Origin of the sequence: Photorhabdus laumondii subsp. laumondii, assembly GCF_003343245.1 — a bacterium.
In the GTDB taxonomy this organism is placed as follows: Bacteria; Pseudomonadota; Gammaproteobacteria; order Enterobacterales; family Enterobacteriaceae; genus Photorhabdus; species Photorhabdus laumondii.
In genome coordinates this window covers 5,134,319-5,151,483 of sequence record NZ_CP024901.1, presented here as the reverse complement: position 1 = coordinate 5,151,483, position 17,165 = coordinate 5,134,319, and the positions used below count along the sequence as shown (strand labels likewise).

At 45.0% G+C, this 17,165-nt stretch carries 8 protein-coding genes, 2 tRNA genes and 3 rRNA genes; 11 read left to right on the top strand and 2 right to left on the bottom strand.

Translation table 11 applies throughout. The annotated features are described in order from the left end of the window. Positions 1–39: 39 nt before the first annotated feature. Together fadA and fadB are read right to left on the bottom strand one after the other, a co-directional pair. Positions 40–1,206 carry an acetyl-CoA C-acyltransferase FadA gene (gene fadA / locus PluTT01m_RS22595; protein ID WP_011148493.1) on the bottom strand — a complete coding sequence of 389 codons (1,167 nt, stop codon included), beginning with the start codon at positions 1,204–1,206 and terminating at the stop codon, positions 40–42. A gap of 11 nt (positions 1,207–1,217) precedes the next feature. Then, positions 1,218–3,404 carry a fatty acid oxidation complex subunit alpha FadB gene (fadB, locus tag PluTT01m_RS22590; protein WP_011148492.1) on the bottom strand — a complete coding sequence of 729 codons (2,187 nt, stop codon included), beginning with the start codon at positions 3,402–3,404 and terminating at the stop codon, positions 1,218–1,220. A gap of 273 nt (positions 3,405–3,677) precedes the next feature. Here fadB and pepQ point away from each other — a divergent pair, with 273 nt between their 5' ends. The 11 genes from pepQ to aceB all read left to right on the top strand — a co-directional run bounded on the left by pepQ (position 3,678) and on the right by aceB (position 17,161). Continuing rightward, the gene (gene pepQ / locus PluTT01m_RS22585) at positions 3,678–5,012 is read left to right on the top strand and encodes a Xaa-Pro dipeptidase (RefSeq protein ID WP_011148491.1); all 1,335 of its coding nucleotides are present in this window, start codon (positions 3,678–3,680) and stop codon (positions 5,010–5,012) included. Further along, the gene (locus tag PluTT01m_RS22580) at positions 5,012–5,623 is read left to right on the top strand and encodes an IMPACT family protein (RefSeq protein ID WP_011148490.1); all 612 of its coding nucleotides are present in this window, start codon (positions 5,012–5,014) and stop codon (positions 5,621–5,623) included. The genes pepQ and PluTT01m_RS22580 overlap by 1 nt, the downstream gene beginning before the upstream one ends. Positions 5,624–5,660: 37 nt before the next feature. Beyond that, complete coding sequence (gene trkH / locus PluTT01m_RS22575; RefSeq protein ID WP_011148489.1) at positions 5,661–7,112, top strand: Trk system potassium transporter TrkH; 1,452 nt, start codon at positions 5,661–5,663, stop codon at positions 7,110–7,112. A 23-nt stretch (positions 7,113–7,135) separates the two neighbouring features. Further along, entirely contained in the window at positions 7,136–7,672 is a 537-nt protein-coding gene (gene hemG, locus PluTT01m_RS22570; protein ID WP_011148488.1) for a menaquinone-dependent protoporphyrinogen IX dehydrogenase, read from the top strand. Positions 7,673–8,057: 385 nt separating this feature from the next. After that, positions 8,058–9,602: ribosomal RNA gene (locus PluTT01m_RS22565) — 16S ribosomal RNA — on the top strand. A 68-nt stretch (positions 9,603–9,670) separates the two neighbouring features. Beyond that, a tRNA-Ile gene (locus tag PluTT01m_RS22560) sits at positions 9,671–9,747 on the top strand. A gap of 129 nt (positions 9,748–9,876) precedes the next feature. Beyond that, a tRNA-Ala gene (locus PluTT01m_RS22555) sits at positions 9,877–9,952 on the top strand. 162 nt (positions 9,953–10,114) lie between these two features. After that, positions 10,115–13,133 (top strand): 23S ribosomal RNA (locus tag PluTT01m_RS22550). A 121-nt stretch (positions 13,134–13,254) separates the two neighbouring features. Beyond that, positions 13,255–13,370 (top strand): 5S ribosomal RNA (gene rrf / locus PluTT01m_RS22545). The 16S, 23S and 5S rRNA genes sit together here with 2 tRNA genes alongside, the layout of an rRNA operon. Positions 13,371–14,333: 963 nt before the next feature. Beyond that, complete coding sequence (gene metA / locus PluTT01m_RS22540) at positions 14,334–15,263, top strand: homoserine O-acetyltransferase MetA (RefSeq protein ID WP_011148487.1); 930 nt, start codon at positions 14,334–14,336, stop codon at positions 15,261–15,263. A 299-nt stretch (positions 15,264–15,562) separates the two neighbouring features. After that, complete coding sequence (gene aceB, locus PluTT01m_RS22535) at positions 15,563–17,161, top strand: malate synthase A (RefSeq protein ID WP_011148486.1); 1,599 nt, start codon at positions 15,563–15,565, stop codon at positions 17,159–17,161. Positions 17,162–17,165: the final 4 nt, after the last annotated feature.

The window sequence follows — 17,165 nt, the reverse complement described above, 5'->3', positions numbered from 1 at the left end:
AACAACGACTCAGTTATAATAATTCTTACAGATAAGTTCTTAATCCATTCTTTCTATAATGGTGGCGATACCTTGGCCTAAACCGATACACATGGTTGCCAGGCCAAACTGAACATCGCGGCGTTCCATTAGGTTCAACAATGTTGTTGTGATGCGAGCACCTGAGCAGCCTAGTGGGTGACCGAGAGCAATTGCACCACCATTCAGGTTAACTTTGTCATCCATACTGTCCAACAAATTTAGGCCCTTCAGGCAGGCAAGTGATTGAGCGGCAAATGCTTCGTTTAATTCAATCACGCCAATATCACCTAGTACTAAACCTGCTTTTTTGAGCGCCATTTGTGTAGCAGGGACCGGGCCATATCCCATAATGGAAGGATCGCAACCAACCGCTGCCATAGAACGGATACGGGCACGAGGTTTCAGCCCCAGATTCTTGGCATAACTTTCACTGGTTATCAACATTGCAGACGCACCATCGGATAAAGCAGAAGAGCTGCCTGCTGTGACTGAGCCTGTTACCGGATCGAATACGGGGCGCAGGGCGGCTAGATCTTTCAGATTAGCATCTGAACGGATTACCTCATCGTAATCAAACCGTTTCAATATGCCATCGGCATCGTGACCATAAATTGGTGATATCTCATTGGCGAATGCACCTGATTGCGTTGCTTGTGTTGCACGTTGGTGCGAACGAAGCGCAAATTCATCTTGCATTTCACGGCTGATATGGTGAATCTTTGCCAACATTTCAGCGGTTAAGCCCATGACTCCTGCGGCTTTGGCAACACTCAGACTCATTTTAGGATGGAAATCCACGCCATGTGTCATTGGAACATGACCCATGTGCTCTACACCACCAATCAGTGTGACATTGGCTTCTCCGGTCATGATCATACGAGCGCCATCATGCAGCGCTTGCATTGATGAACCGCACAGCCGGTTAACCGTCACGGCTGGTACAGAGTGAGGAATATCAGCCAGTAAAGCTGCATTACGGGCAATGTTGAAACCTTGTTCTAGAGTTTGTTGGACACAGCCCCAATAGATATCATCGATTTCGTGTTGCTGTATTGCCGGATTACGTTTAAATAGCTTTTTCATCAGGTGAGCGGAGAGATCTTCAGCCCGGACCTGACGGAATGCACCACCTTTTGAGCGCCCCATTGGGGTGCGGATGCCATCAATAATGACTACATTTTCCATGTTTCCAGACCTCACGCTGTTTTTCCGGTGCTGACAGCAATCGTTGCTGCTGTAGAGTAGTAACTTTCATTACGTTCAGCTTTGGCTTTCAGACCAGGCGGTACCTGATAAAGCGCACCTAGGTGAGCATAATTTTCAGCCATTTTTACGTAAGCCGCAGTTCCCATTGTTTCCAGATAACGGAAAACACCACCGTGGAATGGAGGGAAGCCAAGGCCATAAACCAGAGCCATATCTGCTTCTGCTGGGCTGGCAATGACACCTTCTTCCAGACAACGGACAACTTCGTTGATCATCGGGATCATAGTACGAGCAATGATCTCTTCACCGGAGAAATTACTCTTCTGTTGGCAGATAGTTGCCAGCAGTTGGTCTGTTTGCTCGTCTTGCTCTTTCTTAGGTTTACCTTTCTTATCTTGCGTATATTTATAGAAGCCAAGGCCGTTTTTCTGCCCATAACGTTGATTGTCATATAAAACATGAATGGCATCTTTATAATCACGATGCATACGATCTGGGAACCCTTGGGCCATGACGGATTGAGAATGATGTGCAGTATCAAGACCAATAACATCGATAAGGTAAGCAGGGCCCATTGGCCAACCAAATTCTTTCTCCATGATTTTGTCTATTTGGCGGAAATCACCACCATCACGCAATAGTAGACCGAAGCCAAGGAGATAAGGAAGCAGTACTCGGTTTACAAAGAACCCTGGACAGTCGTTAACGACGATCGGGGTTTTACCCATTTTGCTGGCATAGGCGACTACGGTTGAAATTGTCTTTTCAGACGTTTTTTCACCGCGAATGACTTCAACCAACGGCATGCGGTGTACCGGGTTGAAGAAATGCATACCACAGAAGTTTTCCGGGCGTTTTAGGGACTTAGCTAATTCTGAAATTGGAATTGTTGATGTGTTGGAAGCTAGGACACAATCTTCATTAACCAGAGTTTCAGTTTCTGATAGTACAGCCGCTTTGATCTTAGGATTCTCTACTACAGCTTCAACCACGATTTGGGCCTGTTCGATACCGGCATAATTTAAGGTAGGTTGAATAGAAGAGAGGGTTCTCGCCATTTTTATAGCATCTAGACGGCCACGTTCAAATTGCTTGTTTAGAAGTTTCGCGGCTTCATTCATACCTAATTCAAGGGATTGCTGGCTGATGTCTTTCATCATGACAGGAATCCCTTTGCGGGCGGATTGATAGGCTATACCACCACCCATAATTCCAGCACCTAGAACTGCGGCATATTCAGGTATTGTGACTTCTTTCAGATGTTTTTTTGCCAGTCCTTTTACGTACTGGTCATTAAGAAAAATACCCACTAAGGCACGGGCAACATTTGTCTGTGCTAAAGGAATGAAGCTGGCGGTTTCTTGTTTCAATGCTTCATCGCGACCAAATGTAGCGGCTTTTTCTATAGATTTAACTGCGGTGATAGGAGCTGGATAATGAGGGCCGGCGACTTTCATCACCATACCTTTTGCCACACTAAAACTCATGCCTCGTTCAGTTTCATTGAGTTTCAAAGGCTCTAATTTTGGCTGGCGTGCGGCTTTCCAGTCGAGGTTCCCTGCAATTGCTTGTTCCAGCATTGATACTGCGGAATCAACCAGTTTTTCTTTGGGAACAACAGCATCAATCAAACCGTTTTTCAATGCTTCTTCTGCACCAATGTCTTTACCTGCGGCAATGATATCCAATGCATTATCAGTCCCGATCAGGCGTGGAAGGCGAACTGAGCCACCGAAACCAGGCATAATACCAAGTTTGGTTTCTGGTAACCCAATGCGTATATCCGGGGAGGCCACACGGAAATCTGTAGATAGAACGCATTCACAACCACCACCAAGAGCATAACCGTTTATTGCTGAAATGGTTGGTACAGGTAAATCTTCTATCCGGTTAAAAATGCTATTTGAAAAGTTAAGCCATTCTTGCAGTTTTTCTACAGGTGAATCGAATAAAGAGAGGAATTCAGTAATATCTGCACCAACAATAAATGCGGTTTTTTCAGAACGTAATAAAACGCCTTTCAATCCAGTTTGTTGCTCTAGGCTGGCAATAGCCTTGTCGAGAGATGCAACGGTTTTGGTATCTAGTTTATTAATCGCGGCTGGGGCATTGAAAACCAGTTCAGCAATGCCATCTTTCAGCCAGCTTACTTGAATTGTTTCACTTTGATAGAGCATGTCGTTCTCCTAAATGAGCGCATACCATCTGGTATGACCAGATGGGTTTGATTGTGGTTATTATGTTAAGCAAATGCAAATGAGTGATTAGTTTTTTGCAAGGGTGATCACAAGTGAGATTTGTATCTCACTGACAATGATTGTTTTTATATCTTGATAAATAAGGTGTTAGCGGGAACGGATAAATTGAGTGAGTTTTTGCGTGATACCTGCAAATATCAACGGCTGTGATAAGCTAATGGTTTAGTCATAAAATAAAAAAGGTCAATTGAAATGGAAAAGTTGGCATCTCTGTACCACGAACATATCTCTACATTGCAGCAACGTACCTGTGAAGCATTGGCCCGTAATCAATTTGATGCTTTGCTTATTCACTCTGGTGAGTTACAGCATATTTTTCTTGATGATAGAGATTACCCTTTCAAAGTTAATGCTTGCTTCAAAGCTTGGGTACCAGTAACTAAAGTGCCTAATTGCTGGTTGTGGGTAGATGGTATTAATAAACCTAAATTATGGTTTTACTCGCCGGTAGATTATTGGCACAGCGTAGAACCGCTGCCGACTAGCTACTGGACTAAAGAAGTTGAAATGATTCATCTGGCAAATGCAGGAGATATTAATTCAGCGTTAAGCACTTATGTAAAACAGAATGTTGCTTACATCGGTTGTTCACCGCAAAGAGCAAAAGAGATTGGTTTCTCTGAACGCAATATTAATCCAAAGTCTGTTCTTGATTATTTGCATTTCCATCGTTCATACAAAACAGATTATGAACTAGTCTGTATGCGTGAAGCACAAAAAACGGCTATTGTCGGACATTTGGCAGCTTATGAAGCATTTCAGGCTGGGATGAGTGAATTTGATATTAATATCTCTTATCTTATGGCAACAGGTCATCGTGATACAGATGTGCCTTATAACAATATTATTGCTATGAATGAGAATGCGGCTGTTTTGCATTACACTGCATTGCAGCACAATGCACCTTCGGATATTCGTAGTTTCCTGATTGATGCTGGTGCTGAATATAATGGCTATGCAGCAGATATCACCCGCACTTATTCAGCAAAAAGTAATAATGAATTTGCTTCTTTAATTAAAGATATGGATGCTGAACAAAAAGCGTTAATTAGTACAATTAAAGTGGGAACTCGCTATACCGAATATCATATTCAGATGCATCATCGGATTGCTAAGTTGTTGAAAAAATATGGTATCGTGAAAGATGTCAGTGAAGAAGTCATGGTTGAAGAAGGGCTGACAACGCCATTCTTTCCACATGGCATTGGTCACCCTCTTGGATTACAGGTCCATGATGTGGCAGGGTTTATGCAGGATGATACAGGTACACATTTAGCCGCTCCGGATATGTATCCTTATCTGCGTTGTACCCGTATTCTAGAACCTCGCATGGTGCTGACTATCGAGCCAGGTCTTTATTTCATCGAATCGCTGCTTGCACCTTGGCGTGAAAGTGAGTTCAGCAAACATTTTGACTGGAATAAAATTGGGACGCTTAAACTTTTCGGTGGTATTCGTATTGAAGACAATATTGTGATCCATGAAAATAAAGTGGAAAACATGACTCGGGATCTTCAATTGCCATAATGAAGCCTTATTTGATACCCGCAGCTTCAGTGAGTTTTACTGAAGAGATTAAAAAAAGTCGCTTTATTACCTTGCTGGAGCATACTGACGGGGTGGATGAGGCTAAAGCGTTTATCCAGCAAATCAAAGCTCAGTACCCTGATGCCCGCCATCACTGCTGGGCATTTGTTGCTGGTGCACCGGATGATTCACAACAGTTGGGTTTTTCAGATGATGGGGAACCTTCAGGAACCGCAGGTAAGCCGATACTGTCCCAACTTATGGGAAATAATATCGGTGAAATAACTGTGGTTGTTGTCCGCTATTTTGGTGGAATAAAATTAGGGACCGGTGGGTTGGTAAGGGCATATGGAAGTGGTGCCCAACAGGCGCTGAAATTGCTGGAGACAAAATATAAGGTTCCACAGAAACTCTGTTCCTTGCAGTGTGAATATGCCCATATCTCTATGATTGAACAGTTATTACAGAAATCATCAGGGCAAATTATTTCCAGTGAGTATGCAGAGAATGTTACTTTGCGAATTTCACTTCCAGCTACCTTAGTGGGGGAAGTCGGTGATAAATTACGTGATCTAAGTCGCGGTGTACTGTATTTAACACCTGATCTGTAAATATTCTCTGTAACTGGATTTCTAAGGAACCAGCTAAATGCATTTTCGTGCCATAACCCGTATTGTCGGGCTGCTTGTCATTCTTTTCTCTGTCACCATGATAATTCCAGGATTGGTAGCACTTATCTATCGTGATGGTGCTGGGCGTGCATTTAGTCAGACATTTATTTTTGCCTTAATTATCGGTTTAATGCTTTGGATACCAAATCGGGAGCAAAAACACGAGCTAAAGCCTCGGGAAGGGTTTCTTATCGTTGCTTTGTTTTGGACAGTCCTTGGCAGTGTTGGGGCTTTGCCTTTCATTTTTTCTGAACAGCCAAATCTTTCTATTACAGATGCATTTTTTGAATCTTTCTCCGGTTTAACAACAACGGGTGCTACGACACTAATTGGGCTTGATTCCTTGCCTAAAGCGATTCTTTTCTACCGGCAGATGCTGCAATGGTTAGGTGGTATGGGGATTATAGTGCTGGCTGTTGCAATACTGCCTCTACTTGGGGTTGGGGGAATGCAGCTCTATCGGGCTGAAATGCCTGGTCCCTTGAAAGACAATAAAATGCGCCCGCGAATTGCTGAAACGGCAAAAACTTTATGGTTGATTTATGTGTTACTAACAATCGCCTGCGCTTTAGCGTTATGGGCTGCGGGTATGTCAGTTTTTGATGCCATTTCTCACAGTTTTTCAACTATCGCAATTGGTGGATTTTCTACACATGACGCCAGTATTGGTTATTTCAATAGCCCCGCGATAAATACCATTATTGCGATTTTTCTGCTGATTTCTGGTTGTAACTTTGGTTTGCACTTCGCGGTATTAACGGGACGTAGCCTGACAGTATATTGGCGGGACCCTGAATTCCGTATGTTTATCTCCATTCAATTGGTGCTTGTTATTATTTGCACTCTGATCTTATGGCATCACGCTGTTTATAAGTCGGGGATAGAGACACTAAACCAAGCTTTTTTCCAGGTTGTTTCAATGGCGACAACGGCAGGGTTTAGCACAGATAGTTTTGCTCGTTGGCCATCATTTTTGCCAATACTGCTGTTGTGTTCCGCTTTTATTGGGGGCTGTGCAGGCTCGACGGGAGGAGGACTGAAGGTGATTCGTATCTTACTGCTATTCCTGCAAGGGTCCCGTGAATTGAAGAGATTGGTTCATCCAAATGCGGTTTATACCCTCAAGTTAGGGCGAAGGGCATTACCTGAAAGGATTATTGAAGCTGTTTGGGGATTCTTCTCTGCTTATGCTTTGGTATTTATCATTAGTTTATTATTACTTATCGCAACTGGTGTAGATGAACTTTCTGCGTTTTCGGCAATAGCCGCTACACTAAATAATCTAGGGCCAGGATTGGGTGTTGTTGCGGATAACTTCACTGCAATGAATCCAGCAGCCAAATGGATATTAGTTATAACAATGTTGTTTGGTCGCTTGGAAGTATTCACTTTATTAGTTTTATTTACACCAACCTTCTGGCGTGAATAGTCTACTGGGAGAGGGATATAGCTATGCATTGTTTATTACTTTATTCCAGTCGGGATGGACAGACTAAGAAAATTATCACCCGCATTGCTGAAAATCTACGCAGATCAGGGGAGTTATGTGAGCTCAGAGATTTAGCAACAGTAAAAACGATCAATTTGGAATCTTATGACAAGATTATGATTGGAGCTTCGATCAGATATGGTCATTTCAATTCGGCACTGAAAAAGTTTGCAATCTGTCATCAACAGCAACTTAATAAAATGCCAACCGCATTTTTTGGCGTGAATTTGACAGCAAGGAAGCCAGAGAAACGTACACCAGAAACAAATGTGTATGTTCGTAACTTTCTGTTTAATACCCCGTGGAAGCCAGATTTGTGTGGTGTTTTTGCTGGTGCATTACTTTATCCTCGTTATCATTGGTTGGATCGGATAATGGTTAAAATGATTATGAAAATGACCGGTGGGGAAACTGATACAACTAAAGAGGTTGAATATACCGATTGGCAGCAAGTTGATTATTTTACCGATGACTTCCTTAAAATAGTGAGTGAAAAATAACTGATTTGTTCTTTTTATCAGTGTTTTGTTGAAAAAAACTGCGAACGGCAGTTTTTTTTTTAATAAATGCTTGCCAGCGTCAAAGAACGCCCTATAATGCGCCACCACTGACCGACACAACGCTGATAAACATTGTGAGGTCGGGCGGAGAAAGCGATAATCAGTGCTTGACTCTGCGGGTGAAAAGCGTAATATACGCAGCCCGGCTGAACGAGAATGTTATTTTTTATGTCAGCCTGCTCTTTAACAATTAATCAGACAATCTGTGTGGGCACTCACAAGACCGTATCGCAAAAAAATACGTTTTAAAGTCTTGAAGAGTGAACAACAGTTAATTCATTACGAAATAATTAGTCAGAATTCTTTGAGCATCAAACTTTGATTTAAATTGAAGAGTTTGATCATGGCTCAGATTGAACGCTGGCGGCAGGCCTAACACATGCAAGTCGAGCGGTAACAGGAAAGCGCTTGCGCTTTTGCTGACGAGCGGCGGACGGGTGAGTAATGTCTGGGGATCTGCCCGAGGGCGGGGGATAACCACTGGAAACGGTGGCTAATACCGCATAATGTCGCGAGACCAAAGTGGGGGACCTGAAAGGGCCTCACGCCGTCGGATGAACCCAGATGGGATTAGCTGGTAGGTAGGGTAATGGCCTACCTAGGCGACGATCTCTAGCTGGTCTGAGAGGATGACCAGCCACACTGGGACTGAGACACGGCCCAGACTCCTACGGGAGGCAGCAGTGGGGAATATTGCACAATGGGCGCAAGCCTGATGCAGCCATGCCGCGTGTATGAAGAAGGCCTTCGGGTTGTAAAGTACTTTCAGCGGGGAGGAAGGGTTTAGCCTGAAGAGGGTTAGATTTTGACGTTACCCGCAGAAGAAGCACCGGCTAACTCCGTGCCAGCAGCCGCGGTAATACGGAGGGTGCAAGCGTTAATCGGAATGACTGGGCGTAAAGCGCACGCAGGCGGTCAATTAAGTTAGATGTGAAATCCCCGGGCTCAACCTGGGAATGGCATCTAAGACTGGTTGACTGGAGTCTCGTAGAGGGGGGTAGAATTCCATGTGTAGCGGTGAAATGCGTAGAGATGTGGAGGAATACCGGTGGCGAAGGCGGCCCCCTGGACGAAGACTGACGCTCAGGTGCGAAAGCGTGGGGAGCAAACAGGATTAGATACCCTGGTAGTCCACGCTGTAAACGATGTCGATTTGGAGGTTGTGGCCTTGAGCTGTGGCTTCCGAAGCTAACGCGTTAAATCGACCGCCTGGGGAGTACGGCCGCAAGGTTAAAACTCAAATGAATTGACGGGGGCCCGCACAAGCGGTGGAGCATGTGGTTTAATTCGATGCAACGCGAAGAACCTTACCTACTCTTGACATCCTCAGAATTTGCTGGAGACAGCGAAGTGCCTTAGGGAACTGAGAGACAGGTGCTGCATGGCTGTCGTCAGCTCGTGTTGTGAAATGTTGGGTTAAGTCCCGCAACGAGCGCAACCCTTATCCTTTGTTGCCAGCACGTGAAGGTGGGAACTCAAAGGAGACTGCCGGTGATAAACCGGAGGAAGGTGGGGATGACGTCAAGTCATCATGGCCCTTACGAGTAGGGCTACACACGTGCTACAATGGCGGATACAAAGTGAAGCGACCTCGCGAGAGCAAGCGGAACACACAAAGTCTGTCGTAGTCCGGATTGGAGTCTGCAACTCGACTCCATGAAGTCGGAATCGCTAGTAATCGTAGATCAGCATGCTACGGTGAATACGTTCCCGGGCCTTGTACACACCGCCCGTCACACCATGGGAGTGGGTTGCAAAAGAAGTCGGTAGCTTAACCGAAAGGGGGGCGCTGACCACTTTGTGGCTCATGACTGGGGTGAAGTCGTAACAAGGTAACCGTAGGGGAACCTGCGGTTGGATCACCTCCTTACCTGAGATAGGTTGAGTGCAGTGCTCACACAGATTGTCTGATGAAAGAAGAGAAAACGTTATCGCGATAGGCTTGTAGCTCAGGTGGTTAGAGCGCACCCCTGATAAGGGTGAGGTCGGTGGTTCAAGTCCACTCAGGCCTACCAACTCTACTTATCCCTGGGTCTTCCAGACGCTGCGTGACTCATGTGCTCGCGCACACTGCGTTACTCGCGTTGAAATCCCCGGCGGCAAAGCGAGTTGACTGAACAGGCGATGACGGTCTATTTCTGTATGGGGCTATAGCTCAGCTGGGAGAGCGCCTGCCTTGCACGCAGGAGGTCAGCGGTTCGATCCCGCTTAGCTCCACCATATTCAACCTAATTCAGAGTATATTGGCGACAGTATGCTGCGAATTATTTTGCTCTTTAACAATCTGGAACAAGCTGAAAAATTGAAATACTCAATAATATCGCCGAGGTATTGTTGAGGTGTCTCTCAAGCTGAACAGTCCGAGACAGTTTCGGGTTGTGAGGTTAAGCGACTAAGCGTACACGGTGGATGCCTAGGCAGTCAGAGGCGATGAAGGACGTGCTAATCTGCGAAAAGCGTCGGTAAGCTGATATGAAGCGATATAGCTGGCGATGTCCGAATGGGGAAACCCAGTGCAATGCGTTGCACTATCATTAACTGAATTCATAGGTTAATGAGGCGAACCGGGGGAACTGAAACATCTCAGTACCCCGAGGAAAAGAAATCAACCGAGATTCCCCCAGTAGCGGCGAGCGAACGGGGAGGAGCCCAGAACTAACATCAGCCACAGCATCAGAGGAACGGTCTGGAAAGGCCGGCGAGAGAGGGTGACAGCCCCGTACTCGAAGGTAGTGTGGTTGTGAGTTCGAAGAGTAAGGCGGGACACGAGAAATCCTGTCTGAAGATGGGGGGACCATCCTCCAAGGCTAAATACTCCTGACTGACCGATAGTGAACCAGTACCGTGAGGGAAAGGCGAAAAGAACCCCGGCGAGGGGAGTGAAAGAGAACCTGAAACCGTGTACGTACAAGCAGTGGGAGCCCCACCACCAAAGCGTTTCGCTTTGCGTGGTGCACAAAATGCGTAACAGCAGCACTGATGACGGTTGGCGGAGCGGCAGCGACGCCCAACACACAAATCAAGCAGTGGAGCGTTTTGGGGTGGGGTGACTGCGTACCTTTTGTATAATGGGTCAGCGACTTATATTCTGTAGCAAGGTTAACCGGATAGGGGAGCCGCAGGGAAACCGAGTCTTAACTGGGCGAAAGAGTTGCAGGGTATAGACCCGAAACCCGGTGAGCTAGCCATGGGCAGGTTGAAGGTTGGGTAACACTAACTGGAGGACCGAACCGACTAATGTTGAAAAATTAGCGGATGACCTGTGGCTGGGGGTGAAAGGCCAATCAAACCGGGAGATAGCTGGTTCTCCCCGAAAGCTATTTAGGTAGCGCCTCGTGAATTCATCTTCGGGGGTAGAGCACTGTTTCGGCTAGGGGGCCATCCCGGCTTACCAACCCGATGCAAACTGCGAATACCGAAGAATGGTATCACGGGAGACACACGGCGGGTGCTAACGTCCGTCGTGAAGAGGGAAACAACCCAGACCGCCAGCTAAGGTCCCGAAGTCATGGTTAAGTGGGAAACGATGTGGGAAGGCCCAGACAGCCAGGATGTTGGCTTAGAAGCAGCCATCATTGAAAGAAAGCGTAATAGCTCACTGGTCGAGTCGGCCTGCGCGGAAGATGTAACGGGGCTAAACCATGCACCGAAGCTGCGGCAGTGACACGCAAGTGTTATTGGGTAGGGGAGCGTTCTGTAAGCCGGAGAAGGTGGAGCTGTGAGGCCTGCTGGAGGTATCAGAAGTGCGAATGCTGACATAAGTAACGATAAAGCGGGTGAAAAACCCGCTCGCCGGAAGACCAAGGGTTCCTGTCCAACGTTAATCGGGGCAGGGTGAGTCGACCCCTAAGGTGAGGCCGAGAGGCGTAGCTGATGGGAAACAGGTTAATATTCCTGTACTGAATGTGACTGCGAAGGGGGGACGGAGAAGGCTAGGCCATCCGGGCGACGGTTGTCCCGGTTTAAGCGTGTAGGTGGGAGGAGCAGGTAAATCCGCTCTTCTGTGAACACTGAGGCGTGATGACGAGCCGTTACGGCGGTGAAGTGGTTGATGCCCGGCTTCCAGGAAAAGCCTCTAAGCCTCAGGTCATATTGAATCGTACCCCAAACCGACACAGGTGGTCAGGTAGAGAATACTCAGGCGCTTGAGAGAACTCGGGTGAAGGAACTAGGCAAAATGGTGCCGTAACTTCGGGAGAAGGCACGCTGGCGGTAGGTGAAGGAGTTTGCCTCCGGAGCTGAAGCCAGTCGCAGAGACCAGCTGGCTGCAACTGTTTATTAAAAACACAGCACTGTGCAAACACGTAAGTGGACGTATACGGTGTGACGCCTGCCCGGTGCTGGAAGGTTAATTGATGGGGTTAGCCGCAAGGCGAGGCTCTTGACAGAAGCCCCAGTAAACGGCGGCCGTAACTATAACGGTCCTAAGGTAGCGAAATTCCTTGTCGGGTAAGTTCCGACCTGCACGAATGGCGTAATGATGGCCAGGCTGTCTCCACCCGAGACTCAGTGAAATTGAACTCGCTGTGAAGATGCAGTGTCCCCGCGGCAAGACGGAAAGACCCCGTGAACCTTTACTATAGCTTGACACTGAACATGGAGCCTTGATGTGTAGGATAGGTGGGAGGCTGAGAAGTGCGGACGCCAGTCTGCATGGAGCCATCCTTGAAATACCACCCTTGAATGTTCGATGTTCTCACCTGGGCCCGTAAACCGGGCCGGGGACAGTGTCTGGCGGGTAGTTTGACTGGGGCGGTCTCCTCCCAAAGGGTAACGGAGGAGCACGAAGGTTGGCTAATCACGGTCGGACATCGTGAGGTTAGTGCAAAGGCATAAGCCAGCTTAACTGCGAGAGTGACGGTTCGAGCAGGTACGAAAGTAGGTCTTAGTGATCCGGTGGTTCTGAATGGAAGGGCCATCGCTCAACGGATAAAAGGTACTCCGGGGATAACAGGCTGATACCGCCCAAGAGTTCATATCGACGGCGGTGTTTGGCACCTCGATGTCGGCTCATCACATCCTGGGGCTGAAGTAGGTCCCAAGGGTATGGCTGTTCGCCATTTAAAGTGGTACGCGAGCTGGGTTTAGAACGTCGTGAGACAGTTCGGTCCCTATCTGCCGTGGGCGCAGGAAGATTGAAAGGGGCTGCTCCTAGTACGAGAGGACCGGAGTGGACGCACCGCTGGTGTACGGGTTGTCATGCCAATGGCATAGCCCGGTAGCTAAGTGCGGGAGAGATAACCGCTGAAAGCATCTAAGCGGGAAACTTGCCTTGAGATGAGTCTTCCCCTGACTGAGGTCACGGAAGGAACGTTTAAGACGAAGACGTGGATAGGCTGGGTGTGTAAGTGCAGCGATGCATTGAGCTGACCAGTACTAATGAACCGAGAGGCTTAACCTTACAACACCGAAGGTGTTTTGGTGTCGGAAGACAGAAGAGAGAAGAATTTTCAGCTTGTTCAGAGATTGATTCGGGTGGTTGTGGCGGAAGAGCGACAACGGCCGGAAGAAAACCGAATATGCCTGGCGGCGATAGCGCGGTGGTCCCACCTGACCCCATGCCGAACTCAGCAGTGAAACGCCGTAGCGCCGATGGTAGTGTGGGGTCTCCCCATGTGAGAGTAGGACACTGCCAGGCTTTAAATACCGTAGAAACCCTCAGCGAAAGCTGGGGGTTTTTGCGTTTTAAGGTATTATTTATTTACTTATTCCCTTTAAGAAATAGATAGTTTGTTTATCAGTCTTGAATAATTAAAATATATTATAGTAATAGCAGGCATAAAAAATAATTTAAATAACTTTTTGAACTGATGGGAAAGAAAATGAGTCATGTTATCCTAAGCTTAGCCGAGCATGACAAAAATTTCTCTCTATACCCTATGGATTTCAAGTTGCATCGTGACGGCAAGGGAGCGAATCCCCGGGAGCATAGATAACGATATGACCGGGGTAAACGAGCGCAGCCAACAAAGAGGCAACTTGAAAGATAACGGGTATATATTCATAAATATTATCGAGCCAGTTATTAACAGATCTTAATGAGTTCGAATATCTGTTTTGAGTCTGTAAGTTAAATTTAGACTGTAATTTAAATTGTGTAATTGCCTATTTTTTCTCTTTCCATACTTAATATTAGCATTTGATTCAAATTAGCTTATTATTATAAGAAAAGTGCATATTCTAGTATTGAAGATAAATCTTATAACTCAATATTAATAATAAGAATATTTTATCAATTAGTCTTGTTGCTTTCTTAGAGTGTATTGTTTTTAATATCGATAGCTTGTAATTTGACTTCTTATAATGTTGCCTTTTTGTTTTGGTCTTTCTCATTTCTACTGAAAATATCATTGATTTTTAATATGTTTTATTCCATTTGTAATTTTACTTATTATTTTTTTATATAAAAATATAATTTAAAGTATTTTCTGTTATAAACACTGAAAATTTATTAACTATTATCATGTTGAACATTGTGTGAGACCAAAAATGAAATAATTTCAGCTTACTTGTAAATCCTCGACATTTTGTTAATACTTAGTTAGATTTAGCTATCTAGAAGTCTAAACGTGTAAATGGATAAAAAAATCGAGGTTATAGCATGCCAATTTGTATACCGGATGAATTACCCGCAGTGAATTTTTTACAAAACGAGAATGTGTTTGTGATGACATCTACTCGTGCAAATATTCAAAATATACGTCCACTAAAGGTATTGCTGCTTAACCTGATGCCAAAGAAGATTGAGACTGAAAATCAATTTTTAAGATTACTATCCAATACGCCTTTACAGGTAGATATCCAGCTATTGAGAATAGATAACCGAAAGTGCAGGAATACGCCTGCTGAACATTTGAATAACTTTTATTGTGATTTCGAGCAGATAAAACACCAAAACTTTGATGGCTTAATTGTCACTGGTGCGCCATTGGGATTAGTTGAATTCGAAGATGTGGCATATTGGAAACAGATTGAAAGAATAATTAGTTGGGCAAAGGAACATGTCACTTCTACTCTATTTATTTGTTGGGCTGTACAAGCCGCGTTGAATATTTTGTATGGTTTGCCGAAGTTTACCAGAGAAGTAAAACTATCAGGTGTTTATTATCACTCTACTCTGAACCCTCTAGCATTATTAACTCGTGGCTTTGATGAATCTTTTTTTGCTCCCCATTCTCGTTATGCAGATTTTCCTGAACAGGTTGTTCGTGAACATACTGATCTGGATATTCTTTCCAGTTCTGAAGATGCGGGAGTGTATTTACTGGCGAGTAAAGATAAACGTATGGTATTTGTCACTGGTCATCCGGAATATGATGCTGGAACGTTGGCTAGTGAATATTTACGCGATTTAGCAGCAGGTTTGGCTCCAAAGATCCCAATAAATTATTTTCCAGATAATAATCCAGAAAGAAAACCACTGGCATCATGGCGCAGTCACGGGCATTTATTGTTTTCCAACTGGCTGAATTATTATGTGTACCAAATCACACCATATGATCTCACCTACATGAATCCAACACTGGATTAATATCTTTATAAATGGCTGAAATTCAGCCATTTAACCCTTCTGATTTTTTCTACTCTCCTGTTATTAACACCTGTCAAAATATCGCACTTTTTGTAGTTTATCTTATATAACAAAAACTTAACCAAATTATCTTATGATTTATGGAATCAATTTCTCTAATTTAAAATAGGTAATATTGTGTATAACTTGTTGTTTTTTATTGAATAAAAATAAATTTATAAAAAAATGGAAATCGTTTTTGATTTATTTTAAATATCTATTACTCTTATTCAGGTGTGCTTTAAAATGAGGATAGATGAATGACGCAGCAAACTTTAGCGACTGAATTATCGTTTATTAAACGATTTGGAGCAGCAGAGCAGGAGGTTTTGATACCTGAAGCGGTAGATTTTCTGAAAGATCTGGTTGTTCGGTTTACTGATGCACGGAAAAAATTGTTAGTCGAGCGGGATATTTGGCAGAAGAAAATTGATGATGGTGAATTGCCTGATTTTATTTCGGAAACCGGTTCCATTCGTGAAAGTGAATGGGAAATTCAAAATATTCCAGCGGATCTCCGTGATCGCAGAGTAGAAATCACTGGACCAGTAGAACGGAAAATGGTTATCAACGCTTTGAATGCTAACGTAAAAGTTTTCATGGCGGATTTCGAAGATTCCTTAGCACCAGCTTGGGATAAGGTGATTGAGGGGCAAATCAACCTGCGTGATGCGGTTAATGGCACAATTTCTTACGTTAATGAGCAGGGTAAACAGTACCAATTGCAACCAGACCCGGCTGTTCTGATCGCACGGGTAAGAGGGATTCATTTACCGGAAAAACATGTTCTCTATCAGAATGAGCCAATCGCCGGTGGATTGTTTGATTTTGCGCTCTATTTTTACCACAACCATAAACAATTGCTGGCAAAGGGGAGCGGCCCCTATTTCTACTTACCAAAAATTCAGTCTTATCACGAAGCTCAGTGGTGGAGTGATGTATTCAGCTTTGCAGAAGATCGTTTTGATCTGCCGAGAGGCACAATCAAAGCAACGGTATTGATTGAAACTCTGCCTGCTGTATTTCAGATGGATGAGATTCTTTACCATCTTCGGCACCATATCGTTGGCCTTAATTGTGGCCGCTGGGATTATATTTTCAGCTACATTAAAACACTGAAAAATCATAGTGATCGGGTTCTGCCTGATCGTCAGTCTGTCACGATGGATCAACCTTTCCTCAATGCTTATTCCCGTTTGCTGATCAAAACCTGCCATAAGCGCGGAGCATTTGCGATGGGGGGAATGGCAGCTTTTATCCCCAGCAAAGATATTGAGCGCAACAATTGGGTACTAGATAAAGTCCGGGCGGATAAAGAGCTGGAAGCACGCAATGGTCATGATGGTACATGGATTGCCCACCCAGGTCTTGCCGACACGGTAATGGACGTTTTCGATAGGGTCTTGGCAGAGCGGCAAAACCAGTTAGATATTTTCCGTGAAGAAGATGCACCGATTACCGCAGCTCAATTACTGGAACCTTGCCCAGGCGATCGTACTGAAGAAGGTATGCGGGCCAATATTCGTGTAGCGGTTCAATACATTGAAGCGTGGATTTCAGGAAATGGGTGCGTTCCTATTTATGGTTTGATGGAAGATGCTGCGACAGCCGAAATTTCCCGGACATCTATTTGGCAATGGATTCATCACGAAAAATCATTATCTAACGGTAAAAAAGTGACAAAAAGTTTGTTCAAGCAGATGTTGGCAGAGGAAATGGAGGTTATTAAGCAGGAAGTGGGAGAAACACGTTTCAGTCAAGGGCGATTTAGCGATGCGGCCAAGTTGATGGAGCGCATTACAACTCAGGACGAGCTGATAGATTTCCTGACGTTGCCGGGATATCAATTGCTTGATTAGAGCT

Excerpts from the sequence above, each read along its gene's own strand:
- fadA (WP_011148493.1), bottom strand. The coding sequence starts at position 1,206 with ATGGAAAATGTAGTCATTATTGATGGCATCCGCACCCCAATGGGGCGC.
- fadB (WP_011148492.1), bottom strand. The coding sequence starts at position 3,404 with ATGCTCTATCAAAGTGAAACAATTCAAGTAAGCTGGCTGAAAGATGGC.
- pepQ (WP_011148491.1), top strand. The coding sequence starts at position 3,678 with ATGGAAAAGTTGGCATCTCTGTACCACGAACATATCTCTACATTGCAG.
- PluTT01m_RS22580 (WP_011148490.1), top strand. The coding sequence starts at position 5,012 with ATGAAGCCTTATTTGATACCCGCAGCTTCAGTGAGTTTTACTGAAGAG.
- trkH (WP_011148489.1), top strand. The coding sequence starts at position 5,661 with ATGCATTTTCGTGCCATAACCCGTATTGTCGGGCTGCTTGTCATTCTT.
- hemG (WP_011148488.1), top strand. The coding sequence starts at position 7,136 with ATGCATTGTTTATTACTTTATTCCAGTCGGGATGGACAGACTAAGAAA.
- metA (WP_011148487.1), top strand. The coding sequence starts at position 14,334 with ATGCCAATTTGTATACCGGATGAATTACCCGCAGTGAATTTTTTACAA.
- aceB (WP_011148486.1), top strand. The coding sequence starts at position 15,563 with ATGACGCAGCAAACTTTAGCGACTGAATTATCGTTTATTAAACGATTT.